The sequence below is a fragment of the Mesorhizobium robiniae genome (assembly GCF_040545535.1).
Taxonomy (GTDB): Bacteria; Pseudomonadota; Alphaproteobacteria; order Rhizobiales; family Rhizobiaceae; genus Mesorhizobium; species Mesorhizobium robiniae.
In genome coordinates, this window is record NZ_JBEPMC010000006.1 from 374,334 (window position 1) to 392,025 (window position 17,692).

The following is a 17,692-nucleotide window of genomic DNA, read 5'->3' on the forward strand; positions in this document are numbered from 1 at the left end:
TCATTGCTCCCCGGCTTCGGGGCGAATCCGGAACCATACGACGTAGAGCGAAGGCAGAAAGAGCAGGGTCAGCACTGTTCCAACGATGATGCCGCCCATCATTGAATAAGCCATCGGACCCCAGAAGATCTGCCGCGATATCGGGATCAGAGCAAGCGTGGCGGCTGCGGCGGTCAGCATGATCGGCCTCATACGGTGTTCCGTTGCCTCCACGACTGCTTGCCATGGAGACATTCCAGACCCACGCAATTCCTCGATTTGCACGACAAGAATAACCGAATTGCGGATGAGAATGCCGATGAGGGCCAGCACACCCAGCAGGGCGACGAAGCCGAGCGGCGCGTTGCTGAGCAGCAACGCTGCGACAACGCCGATTAAGGCAAGCGGCGCGACGGAAAAGACGAGGAACAGCCGATGGAAGCTCTGGAGCTGGATCATCAGGAGCGTTGCCATGGCAAACAGCATGACCGGCGCCACTGCCAGGATAGGGCCTTGGGACTTGGCGCTTTCCTCCACAGACCCGCCGACCGCGACGGAGTATCCGGCGGGCAGTGTTGATTTGAACGCCTCGACCTTTTCGGCAAGTGCTGCCACAACGGTTGCCGGCTGCGTCGCATCCTTGATGCCGGCCTTGATCGTGATGGTCGGGATCCGGTCACGCCGCCAGATCGTCGGCTGTTCGAGTTCGTAGCGGAACGTCGCCACGGATGACAGCGGGATGACCTTGCCACTGCTGCTCGATAGTTGAAGATCGAGCAACGTGTCGACGGATCCGCGCTCCTCTGCTTCGGCACGGCCGGTCACGTTCACCAGATAGATGTCATCCCTGACCTGCGTCGCGGTTGCTCCCTCGACGATGCTGTTCAGCGCCGTGGCGATATCCTCCGAGGAAACGCCCAACTGTCGCGCCTTGTCCTGCAAGACATCGATCTTCACCACGCGCGCCGGTTCGTTCCAGTCGAAGGCAAGATTGGTCAGCGATGATTGGGTATCGACGATGGAGCCCAGCTTGCCCGCGAGATAGCGAACCGTCTGGATATCAGGGCCCGATACCCGATATTGAACCGGCTTGCCGACTGGAGGACCGATATCGAGCAGTTTCACGTAGGCGTCGGTGCCCGGAAACGTCTGATGCAGGTAGTCCTGCAGGTCCTTTCTAAGCTTGTCGCGGACGTCCAGTCCCTTGGTCACAATGATGGTCTGCCCGAAGGTGATGTCGTTCGGCTGCGGATCGAAGGAGAGGATGAAGCGCGGTGCGCCCCTTCCTACATTAGGTCGACCAATGATCGATATCGGGATTGCCGGCGAGCTTCTCTTGTTCGAACCGGGCCATCTGCCGGCTGGTTTCGCTGATCGAGCTGTTGTGCGGAAGGTTCCAGTCGACAATCAGTTCCGGCCGATCGGAACTGGGGAAGAACTGTTGCTGGACCAGCGACATGCCTGCAACGGACAAGGCGAAGACAGCGACCGTCACGGCGATCGTCACCCATCGCCAGCGCAGACAAAGATGAAGAATGCGGGCAAAGGCGGCTGCAAACCAGCCCTTGTGATCCGCATGTTTTTTCATCGTTTTCGGCAGTATCGTCACGCCGAGCAACGGGGTGAACAGAACCGCCACCACCCAGGAAACGATGAGCGACACGGCAATGACGACGAAAAGCGAGAAGACAAACTCGCCCGCGCTGCTGCTGTTGAAGCCGACCGGGATGAAGCTCGCGACAGTGACAAGTGTGCCGGTCAGCATCGGGAAGGCGGTCGAGGTGTAGACGTGGGTAGCGGCTTTTTCGAGACTGTCGCCGACCTCGAGCCGGGCTACCATCATCTCCACGGCGATCATGGCGTCGTCGACGAGAAGACCAAGGGCGATGATCAGCGCCCCAAGCGAGATTCGCTGCAGCGAAATGCCTGTGTATTGCATCACCAGGAACGTGATGGCGAGAACCAGCGGAATTGAAATCGCCACCACCAGTCCAGCCCTCATCCCGAGACTGACAAAGCTTATGGCAAGCACGATGGCGATCGCTTCGAACAAGGCATGCGTGAAGCTCGATACCGCCTCATCGACGACTGCCGGCTGGTCGGACACACGCTCTACCGACGTGCCCACCGGAATATCCTGGGTAACTTCGGCGATCATCTTTTCCAGCGCCTTGCCGAAGTCGACGAGATTGCCGCCGGCCTTCATCCCGACAGTCAGAGCGATCGCCGGCTTGCCGTTGAAACGAAACAGGGAGGTGGGCGGATCGACATAGCCGCGGGTGATGGTTGCGACGTCGGTCAGCGGAAAGAACCTGTCGTTGACCCGCAGATTGATCGCTCGCAGGCTCTCCTCGGAGATGAAGCGGCCGCCGACACGCAGGGCGATACGTTCCGGTCCCGCCTCGATGAATCCTGATTGGGTGACGGCGTTCTGCGCCTGAAGAGTGGAGATGATCGAAGACCGGTCGATGCCGAGGGCAGCGATTTTGCGAGTCGAGAATTCGAGAAAGATCGCTTCATTCTGCGCCCCTACGATCTCGACCTTGCCGACATCTGGAACCGTCAGAATCTTCGTGCGGGCGCCCTCGACGAGATCGCGCAATTGCCTCTGGCTCAGCCCATCACCGGTGAAGGCGAAGATGTTGCCGTAGACATCGCCGAAGCGGTCGTTGAAGAAAGGTCCGACGACACCCGAAGGAAAATCAGCCTGGATATCGGCGATCATGTTGCGGACGCGCAGCCAAATTGGCGCGACATCCTTTGCCTTCGTCGATGGCAGGAGATCGACGAAGACAATCGTCTGGCCGGCGGTGGTCAGGCTGCGGGTATGCTCGAGAGATTCGAGTTCTTGCAGCTTCTTTTCGATACGGTCGCTAACCTGCTGCGTACTTCTTGTGCCGATGCACCCGACCATTGCGCCTGGATCACCATGGTCTTGATGGTGAAGGACGGATCTTCCTCTCGGCCGAGCCCGACATAGGCAAGGATGCCCGCCAAGGCAAAGGCAATCATAAAATACCAGACAAGGGAGCGATGCTCGAGCGCCCAGTCAGAAAGGTTGAACTTGTTCACTGGGTTAGCTCCTGTGCGGGTCTTATCCTTTGACCGTCCGCGAGTTCATTGGCGCCGGCAACGGCAACTTCTTCTCCGTTTCGCAGCCCCGACAGGACCCGGACACGAGCAGCCCCGGCGGGCCGGGCTTCTAGCCGGACCGGTCTCAGGGAGATTGTGAGCTTGGCCCGATCGATCACCCAGACATGGTCGGCGCCATCCCGCTCAAGGATCGCGGAGGCCGGCAGCGCGATCGCGCTGGTCGTCACTTCGCTTGCCGCGGTCGCGGTGACGACGGAACCGAGACGGAAAACCTCGGGTGCCTCGTTCAAGGCGATCTTCAACCTGTGGGTGCGGGTATTGGCGTCGGCTTCCGGGCCGATCTCTCGCAGAACGCCCACCGCCCGAATGGTGTCGTCAAGCTGAAGAGCGATGTCGAAGCGCATCCCAAGGCGTAGTGAACCGACCTGGGCTTCGGGCACATCCACCACAACATCACGACGATCGAGGCCCGCGAGTCTCAGGACCGTCTGACCGGCCGTGACCGTTTGTCCGACTTGGACCGAAGTGGCAGTCACCACGCCATCGAATTCGGCTTTCAACCGCGTATATCCAACCTGCTCGCGGGCCTTGTCGAGACGGGCCCGCGCCTGTCCCACATCCGCCTCGGCCGACTTGAGGCCCTGCTCCGCAACTTCGGAATCGGCGACGCTGCCGGTTTTTGCAGACGCGAGATTGCGCTTGCGCTTTTCGGTGGCCGTGGCGTTCTCGAGTTGCGCCTCGGCGTTGCGCAGATCAGCCTCGGCGCTCGTCAGAGCAAGCTGCAGCGCCAGAGGATCGAGTTCGGCCACAACATCGCCCCTGTGCACCAGATCGCCGACATCGACGCTGCGCGATATGACGCGGCCCAATGCCCGGAACGCCAGATCTGTTTCAATCCGCGCCTGAACGACGCCGGCGAAACTCAAAACAGGGGGCTGCTCCGGTTTCGCCGTGATGACGTTGACCGGCCGTGGTGGAGCCGCTTTCGCGGCTGGGCTTTGGTCGCAGCCCGAAACAAGCAACAGCACCAGAACGGCCTGAAGCAAGATGAGAATCGTTATCACCTGAACGAACTGACGTGAGATGCGCGAACGGAAGCAGGTCATGTCACTTCTCCTGCCAGGCCACAGCCTGGCCTTCTTTGAGAAATTTTCCGCCGTCGGTGACGATCAGATCCTGCGGAGCAATCCCACCGATCACGATGAAATCGGCTGTTCGATAGCGGGCGACCGCGACCTTGCGCAGCGACACAGATTGGCTTGCCGCGTCGATGACCCATACGGCCGGCTCACCCCCGGCGGAGGCCATGGCGCTCCACGGCAGGATTACACCTTGACGAGCCGGCGAATGGAATTCACCAACCACCGACGTTCCGAGCGACCATTGCGCCTCTTGCGGAAGCGCTACCTTGACGCGGATGGTCCCGGTGCTCGTATCGATGACTGGAGAGACTTCCCGAATGTTCCCCCGTGCCGTGCGCGCCCGATCACCCACCGGAACAACTTCGACATCAGGCGCCGGTCGGCCCGGGAGGAAGAAGGCTTCGAACACATCGAATGAAGCATCCCGCGGGCCATCGCGAGCAAGCGTCAGCGCCGGCTGCGCCGCAGAGACAACTTGGCCTGCTTCGACGCTGCGCGAGGTGATGACGCCATCTGCGTCGGCTTTCAGCTCGGTATGGGAAAGAGCATCCAGCGCCGTTCCTAAACTCGCCTGGGCGACTTCCAGAGAGCCCTGCGCTGTCGTCAACGCCTCTCGCGCCGCATCATAGGTCGACTGCGCGATTGCTCGCGACTTCAGCAATGTCTTGTAGCGTTCGAAGGCAAGCGCCTTCTGCTTGACGGTGGCTTGTGCCGACTGCAGGCCCGCCCGGGCGGAATCAACATCGGCACGTTGCTCCGTGTCGTCGATGCGCATCAGGACGTCGCCTGCACGCACCCGTGATCCGACATCCACGCGCCGTTCTTTTACCCTGCCGCCGGTTCGGAAAGACAACTCGGATTGAACCCGAGCCTTCACTTCCCCCGTGACCTCGGTGCCCGGTTGGTATTGAACCAGCGAGGCGGGAATTGCTCGCACCGGCTGCGGTGTAGCACGGCTTGAGGTATCGTCTTCGCAGCCGACCAGGGCGGCACAGGCGAGACCCAGAATGATGGGGCGAAATGTGTTCATTGCTCCAGGCACCGTTGCATCAGAGGAAACGGTGGGCTAGATATAGCTGACTGACTGGTTAGTCAATGGATTTTTAGACGGAATGGTATGATCGGTTCAACGAAGGATGTCAGCTATGGAAAAGAAACTTTCTCGAGCAGAACAGAAAGCGAGGCGCCCGCACGAGATCCTCGATGCGGCCTTCGAGGAGTTTATCGAAAAGGGATATGCAGCCACCCGCGTGGAAGACGTCGCCGCGCGGCTTGGCGTCACAAAAGGCACCGTCTACCTGTATTTTCCGACGAAGGAGGCGTTGTTCGAGGCAACTATCGGACATGTCTCGGCGCCGTTCGACGACGTTCGAGCTTCTATCGATGCTCTGCTAGGCTCTCATGCCGACCGGTTGCGCCAATTGCTTCTCTTGGGTTACGACAAGCTCGCCGGCGACAGGAAGACGAGAGAATTGTTGCGCCTCCAATTGGCTGAAGGTTCGCGCTTCCCCAACATTATCGACCGGCATTACGGCGAGTTTATCGCACCCCTGCTCGACGCAGTTCGCGCGCTCATTGAGCAAGGCGTAGCTTCGGGGGAGTTTCGACAGGGAGCTGTAGCAACAGTGCCGGAAGTTGTGGTCAGCTCAGCTATTCACCTCACTATCTGGAAACTGATGTTTGCAGAAAGAAATCCTATCCACGAGGCCACCTTTATCGAGGCACATATCGATCTCGTCTTCAACGGTTTGTTGGCAAGCCCCCGGTGAGGCGACGGAAAGGCGGTGCTAGCGGCTCTGGCTCGCTCGTCGACTAAACGAACAGATCGACTTTCTGGAAGGTCGTCACGTCGATCAGGCCGACATCGGAAATCCTCAGTTCCGGGATGACGACCAGCGCCAGCAACGAGTGCTGCATGTAGGCGTTGTTTAGTGAACAGCCCATCTCGCGCATCGCCTCGGTCAGCTTGTCGGCCTTGGCCGCGACGATTTCAGCGCGCTCGTCCGACATCAGCCCGGCGATCGGCATTTCGACCAGCGCCAGTTCCTTGCCCTTTGAAAACAGCACGACGCCGCCGCCGACCTCGCCCAGCCGGTTGACCGCCAGTGCCATGTCCTGCTTGGAGGTGCCGACGACGATGATGTGGTGCGCATCATGCGCCACGCTGGAGGCCATGGCGCAGTCGGCCATATAGCCGAATCCGGAGACGAAGGCGTTGGTGACGCCGCCGGTGCCACGGTGACGCTCGACCAGCGCGATCTGGCAGACGTCGTTGCGGCGGTCCATGGCGATCAGCCCGTCTTCTACCGGTAGATCGGCCTCGAGCGCGCGCGTCGGCGCCTGGTTTTCGATCACGCCGATGACCCGCACCCTGACCTCGTTAGCGCCCGTGGGCGCCACGATGTCGAAATCCCCTGCCTTGAGCTTCTTGCCGAGCTTGACGGTGTTCTTCGCCGTCTTCGGATAGTCGTAGGCTGGAATATCGATTTCGAGCTTGCCGCCCTTGGCCAGCCTGACGCCGCGACCATAGACCTCGTCGATGGTCATCGCGGCCAGATCGGAAACGATCAGCAGATCAGCGAGCCGTCCCGGCGCGATCGAACCAATCTCGCGCTCCAGCCTGAAATGCTGGGCGGTGTTGAGCGTCGCCATCTGGATCGCCGTCACCGGCTTCAATCCCTGGCTGATGGCGTGCCGGACCACCCTGTCCATATGGCCTTCATGGACAAGCGTGCCGGAATGACTGTCGTCAGTGCATAGGATGAAATTGCGCGGATCGAGTCCGCTCTCCGTCACCGCCTTGATCTGCGCGGCGACGTCATACCAGGCCGAGCCTAGCCTGAGCATCGCCTTCATGCCCTGGCGGACGCGGGCGATGGCATCCTCGGCACGCGTGCCTTCGTGATCGTCCTCGGGGCCGCCGGCGACATAGCCGTGGAACGGCAGGCCGAGATCGCGCGAGGCGTAGTGGCCGCCGACGGTTTTGCCCGCCCTCGCCGTCGCGGCGATCTCGCCTGACATCACCGGATCGTTTGCCGCGACGCCGGGAAAATTCATCACTTCACCGAGCCCGATAATGTTCTCCCAGCTCATCGCCTCGGCAACGTCGGCAACCGTCAGTTCGGCGCCGGCATGCTCCAGCCCCGGCGCGGAGGGCACGCAGGACGGCATCTGCACAAGCACGTTGATCGGCATGGCGACGGCCTCGTCATGCATCAGCCGCACACCCGGCAGGCCGAGCACGTTGGCGATCTCGTGCGGGTCAATGAACATCGAGGTGGTGCCGTGCGGGATGACGGCACGGCAGAATTCCGTCACCGTCACCATGCCGCTCTCGACATGCATATGCGCGTCGCAAAGGCCCGGCACCAGATAGCGCCCGCCGGCATCGACCACCTTGGTGCCCTGCCCGATGGCGTGGCCGGCATTCGGCCCGCAATAGGCGAAGCGGCCGCCGGCGATGGCGATATCGGTGCCGGCGATGATCTCGCCGGAATGAACGTTGACCCATCGCCCGTTGCGGATGACGAGATCGGCGGGTTTTCTGCCCATCGCCACGTCGACCAGATGCGTCGCCACCTCGGTCCAAGGTTTGGGTTTCGTTGCATTCGCGGTCTTCGCCATGGGAGATTCCTGTTTTCTCGACTGTGCCAAGCCGCGGGGATTTTGACCAGCGAGATCAGCGGATTGCTTGAGCGCTCGACCGTGATTTCGCGTCTCGTTTGCGAAACTCGAGGCTCGTGTCGCGATTCGAGCGCGCGATCCATTGCTTTTTGACGGCAGTTATGCTAGTAATTCAGTGATGGTGCTGATTTGCGCCAAACAATCCGCCCGCCGAGGCGGGTTTTTTGTTTTCAGCGCCGTCCATGACTATCGCACCAGCCGGAAATGCGATTCCGGTTGCGCAAATCAGCTTCCTCTCGTTGGGTGATCTTTGAATCGACGTTAGGGCTTTCTACCCGAGCTGAACGCCCGAACGCATCGTCCGAACGGGGGATGCGCTTCGCGACAGACCTCGGCCTGGGAAGCCGCCTCAGCTATCCTCCCGCTGTTCCCTGTCGCGGCAGTTGAGAAGGTCGACCAGATCGTCGGCTTCTTCGATCGGCATGTCGATCAAGGGAACGCCCACCTCGACGACCGGCAGGCCAGTGAACACATCTATGATGTCCCAGGTGCCTTCAGGTGTCTTCTCGATGTCGTAGCGTTGAGCCATGGAGCCACAAGGTATGAGAGGTTTAGCGCGTTTGCCCAATTATCGCTCGTTTGGGCTCCGGCATTGCGTAAATGGTTCCCGTCCGGTCTGATCAAGCGCCTCGAGCAATGCGGCAAGAGCGGCGGGCAATCGCAGGTCGACAGCCAGATTTAGCGTCTGGTGCAAATGCCGGCGATAGTCTTCGGAACGGATCAATTGCCGTACGGCTTTGGCAACAGACTTCCCTTGTCCTGTATCAAACTCTGCCATGTTCGGGGTTCCAGTACTTCAGCCCGAAACTCAGCCGCCACGAAATGGTTCCAACGATCTGTTTAAATCTCTGTGGGGGATTGAGGGGATTGCCGCGGGCTGGATGACGACAGCCATGCTGTTGATTTGGGCACGGTGCTGATTTGCTCCAAAGACCCGCGGGTAAGGCGGGTTTTTGTTCCAGATCCTAGTCTAGTGATGGCAGAAGATGGCTTGACGGCCTTTGGCTGGCGTTTGAAAAGGACTGGCCTGCGGACGTGGCGGAATTGGTAGACGCAAGGGACTTAAAATCCCTCGATCTCTGATCGTACGGGTTCGATTCCCGTCGTCCGCACCAGCTTGTATAGCTTGTATTATGGCTTCACGACCCAAGAGCGGCATCGCGCGCCGCCGAGCGAATTTCTCGTTGAACGCCCACGGCCGGCGATCCCGTCCGGAGTGGCCAGGGTAAACAATAGCCAGATTGGCTCTTTGTCACCAAACTGACACCTGTCCGGGTGCAGTTTCCGGACACGCGACCAACATTTCGCTGATCGGGGGCAAAGACTGGAACCGCCAATCAACACGAGACCGAGTGTCGCGTGGGTCGCGGCGTCGTCCATTGTGACAGCCATCATCGTTGGGCTGGTCGCCTGGTATTTCTACGGCAGCCGGCCAATGCTGGCGTCCGGGCCGGCTTCTGGACCGATTGCCGGCGGCTCGCTGCAGATAATGGGTTCCGAAACGATGCGGCCGGTCGTCACGGTCTGCGCCGAGGCATTCATGGCCGACAACCCCGAGGCTGACATCATCGTGCGCGGCGGCGGCTCCGGCGACGGAATGGCAGCGCTGCTGCACGGCATGATCGATATCGGCATGATCTCACGGCCCCTGTCGCCGAAGGAGATCGGGTTCGCAACCTCGAAAAAGGCATCGGTCTGACGCAGTTCGAGCTGGCGCTGGACGGCGTCGCCATCATCGTGCACCGAACCAACCCGCTGCGCGAAATCGATGTCGATCAGCTCCGTGCCATCTGGGCCGGAGATTTATCGCAATGGCGAGAGCTCAGCGGCGGCCCCGGCGAAATCCATCCACTTGCCCGCGCCAAGGGGTCTGGAACCGAGGAGGTGTTCGCCGAGCGGGTATTGAAAGGGCAAAGGGCGGGCTCGGTGGCAAAGGAACTGCCGACAAACGAGGCCATTGTCGCCGAGGTCGCAGCGCAGCCGAATGCTATCGGATACACCGGCCTCGGAGCGCTTCGCAATGCCTCGGACCGCGTGCATGTCCTGGCCATCCGCAGCCAATCTTCCCAGGTCTTGCCGAGTGCCAATACGGTGCGGTCGGGCAGCTACCCGCTGACACGCGCCTTGCTGTTGGTCAATCCGGGGGCGCCGTCGGGACTTGCCGCCTCGTTCATCGCGTACTGCACCGGCTCCGCCGGGCAGGCCTTGGTGAAGCGCGCCGGCTATGTCGAGATCGCGGCGGGCGAGCCATGAGCGCGCGTTGGGTCGTCGGTTTGGCGGTCGGCATACTCGCCTTCGCATTCCTCATGCCGGCGCTCGCCGAGCCGCCGGTCGAAGATTTCCGCGTACGCAAGCTCGTCGTTGGCACGATGCGCGTGCCACCCTTCGCATCGCGCGGCGATGACGGCGTATGGAGCGGCCTGAGCATCGAGCTCTGGCAAAAAGTGGCCTCGCAACTGAACCTTGCCTATGAATTCCGCGAGTTCGACTATGATCCCGACGCGATGGTCCAGGCCTTGCAAACCCGCCAGATCGATCTGGTGGTCGCCGCCATGCCGGTCACGACGGACGGTGAAGCGCGCTTCGATTTCTCGCATGCCTACTTCGCCGCGGGCGTTGGCGTCGCGGTACGCAGCGAGCCAACCGCCGGTGTCCTGGCGACCCTGCGCAGGCTGTTTACCTGGCAGTTGCTCGTTCCAATCGGCGGCCTCGTAGGTCTGCTGCTGCTTGTCGGCACGTCGTTGTGGCTGATCGAGCGGCGCCGCAATCCCGGCCATTTCGATCCCCGCATGATGCAAGGCATTGGCGATGGCATCTGGTGGGCCGCGGTGACGATGACGACGACCGGCTATGGCGACAAGACCCCGATCACCTGGCGCGGCCGCGCCATCGCTCTTGTCTGGATGTTCACCAGCATTTTCTGCATCGCCACCTTTTCGGCGACGCTCGCCTCGTCTTTCGTCGTTGGCCGGCTGAAGAGCAGCGTTGACGGTCCCGAAGACTTGCCGCGAGCCCGTGTGGGAACAGTGGCGGGCACGGCCGGCGAGTTGTGGACCAACGCACAGGGCCTGAAGGTGCAGACTTACCCTTTCCTGATCCAGGCCAGCAAGGCGCTCAAGCGCGGTGAAGTGGAGGCGCTGGTGGTGGAGCGCGCTATCCTTGGACACATGATCCAGGAGTACCAGTGGAACGACTTGCTTATCCTGCCGCAAACCCTGGCGGTCCGCGACTACGCGATCGCCATTCCAAGCGGCAGCCCGCTCATGGAGGATATCAACCGCGCCGTGCTGACGGTGACCCATCATCCCGATTGGAAAGAACTCGTGCAGCGCTACGTCGGCCAAAGCGAACCCTGAATTCGGCGAAACCTGAATTCCAATGACCCGCGGCCTCGGCTAAGCGTTGCTGAGATAGCCGGACCCCGTAATATCCCAGCGCGGGTACGAGCTCAGGCCTGGATCGGGTTCAGCTTCAGATGCTGGATCAGGATGATCGTCTTGGCGTCGATGATGCGGCCGTCGGCAATGCCGGCCAAAGCCTCATCGAGCGGCATTTCCAGAACCTCGATGTCCTCGCCTTCTGACGGCGCGCCGCCACCGTCGGAGATGCGGTCGGCCGGCGAATAGCGCGCAACGAAGAACCAAAGCCGCTCGGTCACGCTGCCAGGGCTCATATAGGGTGCAAACAGCCGTTCGACGTCCTTCAGCCGGTAGCCGAGCTCCTCTTCCGCCTCCTTGCGGATGCAGGTTTCCGGATCGTGTTCATCGAGCAGGCCGGCACAGGCCTCGATCAGCGGCTCACGGTGGCCGGTGACGTAGGCGGGGTAGCGGAACTGCCGCACGAGCAGAACCGTCGAGCGCTCGGGGTCGTAAGGCAGGATCACCGCCCCGTCGCCGCGATCGTAGGTCTGGCGGATCTGCGTTTCCCATTGCCCGTCGCGCCGGCGATAATCGAGGACGGTCTTTTTCAGGACGGCCCAGTCGTCGGAAAGGACTTCCTCCGAACGGATGCGAATGCGGTCTTCCATGGTCAACTCCTTGCTGCCGGCGCGAGGACTACAGCGCCGCGCGTCCTCCAGGGCGCGCAAAGGACGCTGTAGCACTTTGATCTTGCGCATGGCCTCTGCGCAATCCCGACAACAATTGGTCCAGAAGCGCGCTTCACTGCCTCGTGTATGGCGCAGGCGCAATCCATTGCCTAAATAGCGACAACCTCTCCCGGAGTTTTTTTATGACCATATCGCTTTTCCAGCCGATCACGCTTGACGGCCTCACCTTTCCCAATCGCATCGCGATCGCGCCGATGTGCCAATATTCCGCCGATGACGGTTCGGCCAGCGACTGGCACCTTTACCACTGGATGAACCTGGCGATGTCGGGTGCCGGCATGGTCACCGTCGAGATGACCGACGTCGAGCGGCGCGGTCGCATCTCGCATGGCTGCCTCGGCCTTTATTCCGAAGACAACGAAGCAGCCGCCCGGCGCGCGCTGGATGCCGCGAAGCGCGTCGCCGCTCCAGGCACCAAATTCGGCACGCAGCTTGCCCATGCCGGCCGCAAGGCCTCCAACCAGAAACCTTGGGAAGGCGGCGGACCGCTCACGGCCGATCAGGACCCGTGGCCGATCGTGTCTGCCTCGGCAATCGCTTACGATACGGGCTGGCAGGTGCCGCGCGCGCTGGAGGACGAGGAGATCCTGCAGATCATCGAACGTTTCGCCGAGGCGGCAAGGCGGGCCAAACGGGCCGGCTTCGACTTCATAGAATTGCACGCAGCGCACGGCTATCTGATCTTCCAGTTCCTGTCGCCGCTTTCCAACCAGCGCACCGACCGCTGGGGCGGTTCGCTGGAGAACCGCATGCGTTTTGTCGTCGAGATCGCCAAGGCGGTGAGAAAGGCCGTTCCCAAGCTGATGCTCGGAGCGCGTCTGTCGGTCAAGGAATGGGTCGATGGCGGCTTCGACGTCGAGGATGCGATCGAAGTGACCAAGGCGCTGAAGGCGGAGGGCGTCGCCTATCTCTGCTGCTCGAGCGGCGGCAATTCGCCGTTGCAGAAGCTGCCGACCGGCCCGGGCTACCAGGTGCATCTGGCGGAAGCCGTGCGCAAAGGCGCCGGCATCCCAACGCGGGCGGTCGGCCTGATCGACGACCCGAAACAGGCCGAGGCGATCATTGCCGAGGGCCGTGCCGACATGGTGGCCCTGGCCCGCGCCTTCCTCGCCGACCCGCGCTGGGGCTGGCGCGCCGCGGCTACCTTCGGCGAGAGTATCCACCCGGCGCCGCAGCTTGCCCGCTCGGTGACGACGATGCAGCACTGGATCAAGGCGGCGGACTGACCGGCCCGCTTCCACTGGCAGCAGCCCCACCTGAACGGCAGCGCTTGCGACCTTACGCCGGGATTAGCGTAAGTGTTGCAACCAAATCGGCCGCTCCGCGTTGGCGGCGATGATGGACAACAAGCCTTTCGAAAAGCCGGTCGTGGTCGAACTCGGCCATGTCGGCAAATACCGTGAAATCCGCAGCACCCAGGAAGCGGCCGAGTGCCTGATGACGGTATGGCCGCTCAATCGTGGTCCTCGGCATCGCGATGCTCTCGACACTTGCCTAAAAGTGCTGGAGGGTTATCGTTCGACAGCGGACGCGCGCCGGGCATTGGTCGAAGCCGCGAAGGAATCGGACGTGCTGGTTCCCGAAGAGAGATTGCCCGACGGCAGGCTGCCCGAAGACAGACTGCATTGAGCAGACGGGGCTTTTGAACCGGAGGACTTCATGGCGAAGCTGACCTACAAGATCGTCGAGCATGACGGGGGCTGGGCCTACAAGGTCGGCTCGACATTCTCGGAAACGTTCCCTACCCACGAGGACGCGTTGCGCGCCGCCGAGATCGCTTCGGCCGAACAGCAGGTCGCCGGCACCACCGACGGCATCCAATATGAGGACGCCGACGGCAAATGGCACGACGAGCTTGCCGATGGCCGGGACCGGCCGCAAACCGAAGTCTCCGATTAGGCTGTGTCTTTACTGATGGCTTGTAGCGCCTCCGGTTTTAAGAGCTGGGGCTTGGCAAGCCATTGTCTTGCTACGATCTCTGACATGGCGAATTCTGGTCCTGCTGGGAACGCTGCCGGTCAGAGGCGACGAAGGAGAGCGCTTGCCAGGCAGTCGCTTTACAGGCAGGCTTGGTAGCGCTACCGTTTCAACATCGCGCGTGACCAGGGAGGAGCTTGGGAGCGACGCGGGCCGGTTAAGAAAGCGGTTTCCTTCGAAGACGTCGCAGGAAGCATTCGGGGAGGAAATCGATGGCGTCTGTCGCGATTGGCGATGTTTACAAATCATTCGGCACCGTCGAGATTCTCCACGGCGTCAGCGTGGATATAGACGACGGCGAGTTCGTCACGCTGGTCGGGCCTTCGGGCTGCGGAAAATCGACGCTTCTCAGAATGATCGCCGGTCTGGAAAAGATCTCGCGCGGCCAGATTGCGATCGGCGATCGTGTCGTCAACAACGTTGCGCCAAAAGAACGCGACGTCGCCATGGTCTTCCAGAACTACGCGCTCTACCCGCATATGACGGTCGCCGAGAACATGGCGTTCTCGCTCATGCTCAAGGGCGTTTCGAAAGCCGAAAGCGGTGCCAGCGTTCAGCGCGCCGCCGAAATCCTGGGACTGGTGCCGCTGCTGGCGCGCTATCCCCGACAGCTTTCCGGCGGCCAGCGCCAGCGCGTCGCCATGGGTCGGGCGATCGTGCGCGATCCCCAGGTCTTCCTGTTCGACGAGCCGCTGTCCAATCTCGACGCCAAGCTCAGGGTGCAGATGCGCGCCGAGATCAAGGAACTGCACCAGCGCCTGAAGACCACGACTGTCTATGTCACCCACGACCAGATCGAGGCCATGACCATGGCTGACAAGATCGTGGTCATGCATGACGGCATCGTCGAGCAGATCGGGCCACCGCTGGAACTCTACGACAGGCCGGATAATCTCTTCGTCGCCAGTTTTATCGGCTCGCCCGCCATGAACATGCTCAGGGGCGAAGTCACGTCAGATGGCGGCTCACCGTCGTTTCGCGGCTCCGGCGGGGTTTCGGTCCCGTTGGCCACAGCGCTTTCCATCAAAGATGGCGAGCCGGTGGTGCTGGGAATACGACCCGAGCATCTACGACTGTCCGCAGACCAGGGCATTCCGGTCACCGTCGCGGTGGTCGAGCCGAGCGGATCGGAAGTGCAGGTCATCGGCCGGACAGAAGGCGGCGAAGAGATCGTCGCCAATTTCCGGGAGCGCCATTCCTTCACGCCGGGCGAGACCATACGGCTCACCGCCGAGCCCGGCCTCATTCATCTCTTCCACGGCGAAACCGGAAAGCGATTCAAGACGCGCAGCGAACAGTAAGACCCACACGGCAACGAATAACAGGAGGAAACGAGCATGAAATTCACCAGACGTGACGTGATCCGCACCAGCGCCGGCGCCGCGGCGGGTATCTTGGGAAGCCGGTTCGCCGGATCTCCCGCCTTTGCTCAGGAGGGATTGACGTACAAGCCGGAGGAAGGCGCAAAGCTGCGGATGCTGCGTTGGTCACCCTTCGTGCAGGGCGATGAAGATCAATGGCTGGCCAACACCAAGAAGTTCACCGAGGCGACGGGCGTCGAGGTCCGCGTCGACAAGGAAAGCTGGGAGGACATTCGCCCCAAGGCGGCGGTTGCCGCCAATGTCGGCTCCGGCCCGGATCTCATGATGGTCTGGTTCGATGACCCGCACCAGTACCCCGACAAGCTGCACGACGTGACGGAACTGGGTGAGTATCTGGGCTCGAAATATGGCGGCTGGCACGACGGACCCAAGCAGTATGCGACGCGGGAGGGAAAATTCATCGGTCTGCCTCTGGCCACAATCGGCAATGCCATCGTCTATCGGGAGAGCTGGGTGAAGGAGGCTGGTTTTTCGGAGTTTCCGAAAGACACCGCAGGCTTCCTCGAGCTTTGCAAGGCCTTGCAGGCGAAAGGGCATCCGGCCGGCTTCACGCACGGCCATGGCGTCGGCGACGGCAACAACTACGCTCACTGGCTGCTGTGGAGCCACGGCGGCCAGATGGTCGACGAGAGCGGAAAGGTGACGATCAACAGCCCCGAGACGCTCAAGGCGATCGAATACGCGCAGGAGCTCTACAAGACCTTCATTCCCGGCACCGAAAGCTGGCTTGACGTCAACAACAATCGCGCCTTCCTGGCCGGCGAACTCAGTGTCATCGCCAACGGCATTTCTGCGTACAACACCGCCAAGATCAACAAGGACAACGATCCTAAACTGGCTGAAATCGCCAAGGATATTCGCACGACGAACCTGCCGATCGGTCCTGTCGGGAAATCGGTCGAGCTGTTCCAGGTGACCAGTGCCGTCATTTTCGACTACACGCCCTACCCCAACGCGGCCAAGGCCTATCTGCAGTTCATGTTCGAGGAACCGCAGATGGCGCAGTGGGTCACCTCCTCGGCCGGCTACTGCTGCCAGACACTCAAGGCCTTCGACAACAACCCTGTGTGGACGGCCGACCCGAACAATGCCGCTTACGCCAAGGCCTCAGCCACGCTGCGTCCCAATGGCTTTGCCGGCCCGCTCGGCTATGCCTCGGCAGCAACCATGGCCGATTATGTTCTCGTCGACATGTTCGCCAAGGCCGTGACCGGCCAGGCCACGCCGCAGGAGGCGATGGAAGAGGCGGAGAAGCGCGCAAACCGCTACTATCGCGTTTGATCGCAGCCCAGCCGGGCAGCCGCAACCGCGCTGCCCGGCTGGTTCCGCAATTGCGTGGCGGCCGCCCAGGCCGCGATGTCACCTGACCTCATGAGGAGCCCGTCGCATGGCCGTATCGTCCGCTGCCGTTCAGCCGCGTCCGTCGATCCTGTCTCGCCTGATCGAAAGCCGGAACGCGCTTGGCTTCGGCTTCATGCTGCCGGCGGCGGCGCTGCTGCTGGTCTTCCTGACCTATCCGCTCGGACTTGGCGTCTGGCTCGGCTTCACCGATACCCGCATCGGCCGCCCGGGTATCTTCATCGGCACCGAAAACTATCAATATCTGTGGGATGATGCCGTCTTCTGGCTCTCCGTCTTCAACACGCTGCTCTACACGATAAGCGCGTCCATCCTAAAGTTCGTACTCGGCCTCTGGCTGGCGCTCATCCTCAATCAAAATCTTCCGTTCAAATCCTTCTTCCGCGCCATCGTCCTGCTGCCGTGGGTGGTGCCGACGGTGCTGTCGGCCATCGCCTTCTGGTGGATCTACGATTCGCAGTTCTCCATTCTGTCCTGGGCGCTCATGGAAATGGGGCTGATCGACCATCGCATCAATTTCCTCGGCGATCCGGAGAACGCGCGCGCTTCGGTCATCGCGGCCAATGTCTGGCGCGGCATTCCGTTCGTCGCCATCACGCTGCTTGCCGGCTTGCAGACGATCCCCCAGTCGCTCTACGAGGCCGCCACGCTCGACGGCGCCAGCCGCTGGCAATTGTTCCGTTATGTGACGCTGCCGCTGCTGACGCCGATCATCGCCATCACCATGACGTTCTCGGTGCTGTTCACCTTCACCGATTTCCAGCTGATCTATGTGCTGACCCGCGGCGGACCGGTGAATGCCACCCATCTGATGGCAACGCTGTCGTTTCAGCGCGGCATTTCCGGAGGCCAGCTTGGCGAGGGCGCCGCAATCGCGGTCGCCATGATCCCGTTCCTGCTGGCGGCGATCCTGTTCAGCTATTTCGGCCTGCAACGGCGCAAATGGCAGCAGGGCGGCGGAGACTGAC

General features: G+C 61.5%; 15 protein-coding genes, 1 tRNA gene and 1 pseudogene. 11 read left to right on the plus strand and 6 right to left on the minus strand.

The window, feature by feature from the left end:
- From ABID19_RS19090 to ABID19_RS19100, 3 genes and pseudogenes are all read right to left on the minus strand, one after another.
- Positions 1 to 3,051, minus strand: a pseudogene (locus ABID19_RS19090) (efflux RND transporter permease subunit).
- Positions 3,048 to 4,178 (minus strand): efflux RND transporter periplasmic adaptor subunit, encoded by a 1,131-nt coding sequence (locus tag ABID19_RS19095; protein WP_354492478.1) that lies wholly within the window; start codon positions 4,176 to 4,178, stop codon positions 3,048 to 3,050. Before ABID19_RS19095 ends, ABID19_RS19090 begins: the two are co-directional and overlap by 4 nt.
- Position 4,179: 1 nt before the next feature.
- A complete protein-coding gene (locus ABID19_RS19100) occupies positions 4,180 to 5,244 on the minus strand; it encodes an efflux RND transporter periplasmic adaptor subunit (RefSeq protein WP_354492479.1) in 1,065 nt (354 codons plus the stop codon).
- A gap of 115 nt (positions 5,245 to 5,359) precedes the next feature.
- Here ABID19_RS19100 and ABID19_RS19105 point away from each other — a divergent pair, with 115 nt between their 5' ends.
- Entirely contained in the window at positions 5,360 to 5,983 is a 624-nt protein-coding gene (locus ABID19_RS19105; RefSeq protein WP_354492480.1) for a TetR/AcrR family transcriptional regulator, read from the plus strand.
- Positions 5,984 to 6,026: 43 nt separating this feature from the next.
- Here ABID19_RS19105 and ade read toward each other — a convergent pair whose 3' ends face one another.
- Together ade and ABID19_RS19115 are read right to left on the minus strand one after the other, a co-directional pair.
- The gene (gene ade / locus ABID19_RS19110; RefSeq protein ID WP_354492481.1) at positions 6,027 to 7,838 is read right to left on the minus strand and encodes an adenine deaminase; all 1,812 of its coding nucleotides are present in this window, start codon (positions 7,836 to 7,838) and stop codon (positions 6,027 to 6,029) included.
- A gap of 409 nt (positions 7,839 to 8,247) precedes the next feature.
- Positions 8,248 to 8,427 carry a hypothetical protein gene (locus tag ABID19_RS19115; RefSeq protein WP_354492482.1) on the minus strand — a complete coding sequence of 60 codons (180 nt, stop codon included), beginning with the start codon at positions 8,425 to 8,427 and terminating at the stop codon, positions 8,248 to 8,250.
- A gap of 500 nt (positions 8,428 to 8,927) precedes the next feature.
- Here ABID19_RS19115 and ABID19_RS19120 point away from each other — a divergent pair.
- From ABID19_RS19120 to ABID19_RS19130, 4 genes are all read left to right on the plus strand, one after another.
- Positions 8,928 to 9,013: transfer RNA gene (locus ABID19_RS19120), tRNA-Leu, on the plus strand.
- Positions 9,014 to 9,279: 266 nt separating this feature from the next.
- The gene (locus ABID19_RS34350; RefSeq protein ID WP_435528746.1) at positions 9,280 to 9,597 is read left to right on the plus strand and encodes a substrate-binding domain-containing protein; all 318 of its coding nucleotides are present in this window, start codon (positions 9,280 to 9,282) and stop codon (positions 9,595 to 9,597) included.
- A 38-nt stretch (positions 9,598 to 9,635) separates the two neighbouring features.
- Positions 9,636 to 10,151, plus strand: coding sequence for a substrate-binding domain-containing protein (locus tag ABID19_RS19125; protein WP_435528747.1), 516 nt, complete (start codon positions 9,636 to 9,638; stop codon positions 10,149 to 10,151).
- The gene (locus ABID19_RS19130) at positions 10,148 to 11,254 is read left to right on the plus strand and encodes a transporter substrate-binding domain-containing protein (RefSeq protein ID WP_354492483.1); all 1,107 of its coding nucleotides are present in this window, start codon (positions 10,148 to 10,150) and stop codon (positions 11,252 to 11,254) included. The genes ABID19_RS19125 and ABID19_RS19130 overlap by 4 nt, the downstream gene beginning before the upstream one ends.
- Before the next feature lie 92 nt (positions 11,255 to 11,346).
- Here ABID19_RS19130 and ABID19_RS19135 read toward each other — a convergent pair whose 3' ends face one another.
- Positions 11,347 to 11,925, minus strand: coding sequence for an NUDIX domain-containing protein (locus ABID19_RS19135; RefSeq protein WP_354492484.1), 579 nt, complete (start codon positions 11,923 to 11,925; stop codon positions 11,347 to 11,349).
- 203 nt (positions 11,926 to 12,128) lie between these two features.
- Here ABID19_RS19135 and ABID19_RS19140 point away from each other — a divergent pair, with 203 nt between their 5' ends.
- From ABID19_RS19140 to ABID19_RS19165, 6 genes are all read left to right on the plus strand, one after another.
- A complete protein-coding gene (locus tag ABID19_RS19140; protein WP_354492485.1) occupies positions 12,129 to 13,232 on the plus strand; it encodes an NADH:flavin oxidoreductase/NADH oxidase in 1,104 nt (367 codons plus the stop codon).
- Between the two features lie 109 nt (positions 13,233 to 13,341).
- The gene (locus ABID19_RS19145) at positions 13,342 to 13,635 is read left to right on the plus strand and encodes a DUF982 domain-containing protein (protein ID WP_354492486.1); all 294 of its coding nucleotides are present in this window, start codon (positions 13,342 to 13,344) and stop codon (positions 13,633 to 13,635) included.
- A gap of 30 nt (positions 13,636 to 13,665) precedes the next feature.
- Positions 13,666 to 13,905: a DUF2188 domain-containing protein gene (locus ABID19_RS19150; RefSeq protein ID WP_065008174.1), complete on the plus strand. Its 240-nt coding sequence runs from the start codon at positions 13,666 to 13,668 to the stop codon at positions 13,903 to 13,905.
- A 290-nt stretch (positions 13,906 to 14,195) separates the two neighbouring features.
- Positions 14,196 to 15,284 (plus strand): ABC transporter ATP-binding protein, encoded by a 1,089-nt coding sequence (locus ABID19_RS19155; RefSeq protein WP_354492487.1) that lies wholly within the window; start codon positions 14,196 to 14,198, stop codon positions 15,282 to 15,284.
- Positions 15,285 to 15,320: 36 nt separating this feature from the next.
- The gene (locus tag ABID19_RS19160; RefSeq protein ID WP_354492488.1) at positions 15,321 to 16,646 is read left to right on the plus strand and encodes an ABC transporter substrate-binding protein; all 1,326 of its coding nucleotides are present in this window, start codon (positions 15,321 to 15,323) and stop codon (positions 16,644 to 16,646) included.
- Between the two features lie 193 nt (positions 16,647 to 16,839).
- Positions 16,840 to 17,691, plus strand: a complete 852-nt coding sequence (locus tag ABID19_RS19165) for a carbohydrate ABC transporter permease (protein ID WP_435528754.1) — start codon at positions 16,840 to 16,842, stop codon at positions 17,689 to 17,691.
- The last annotated feature ends 1 nt before the right edge of the window (position 17,692 follow it).